We start from the raw sequence: 771 nt of genomic DNA on the forward strand, positions 1-771 counted from the left end.
TTCTCCCAGCTCCAGCAGAGAGGCGATGCCTACGCTGCAGCTCAGGTGGGTGGTCTCCGCCCCTACCTGCACCGACAGCAACTGGACGGCCTGCCGCAAGCGCTCTTTTAACCCCAAGATTTGGGGGTTCGGGATCCCGCGTACCAAGAGGGCAAATTCATCGCCCCCCAGCCGGGCCAGCAGATCCTCGCGACGAACTTGGGCCTGCAATTGTCGTGCCACCCGGATCAAGGTTTGATCCCCAACCCAGTGCCCCCAGCGATCGTTGATTTGCTTGAACCCATCCAAGTCCAGATAGAGCACGTGGAGGGGAATGTGATGGCGAAGCGCAAAAGGGATCTCCAGCTCCAGTTGCTCCAGGAAAAAACGGCGGTTGTGCAAGCCGGTCAGCGGGTCGTAGAGGGCGGCAGTGGCCATTTGCGAAAAGAACGCTGCTTCTGCCGCGTCGTAGTGGGCAAACTTGAGGGTGGTGGCCCCCACTTGAATGCGATCTCCATCTTTCAGAAGAATGCGGCTGATGCGTTTGCCGTTGACGTAGGTACCGTTGAGGCTCTCTAGATCGGTGAGAACATACCCCTCGCCTTCTCTCTCCAGCCGACAGTGCTGCCGGGAGACGGCGTGGTCGGATAGCTGAATATCTGCTTGGTGGCTGCGCCCCAAAACTCCCCCACTTGCCATAGGAAAGGTCATGCCCACATTGGCACCGCTGATCACCGTCAGAAAGGCCGCAGTCGGCTCGGCCTGGGAGCCGCGCTCGTAGGGGGGGATCCG

Annotated in this window: 1 protein-coding gene; it reads right to left on the reverse strand. The window is 60.2% G+C overall.

Annotated elements, in window-relative coordinates; genetic code table 11:
• Positions 1–771: diguanylate cyclase domain-containing protein (locus tag NW844_RS12995; protein ID WP_414336253.1), on the reverse strand; the 771-nt coding region annotated here is incomplete at both ends.

It is taken from the genome of Synechococcus sp. H55.2, assembly GCF_047462495.1.
Taxonomy (GTDB): domain Bacteria; phylum Cyanobacteriota; class Cyanobacteriia; order Thermostichales; family Thermostichaceae; genus Thermostichus.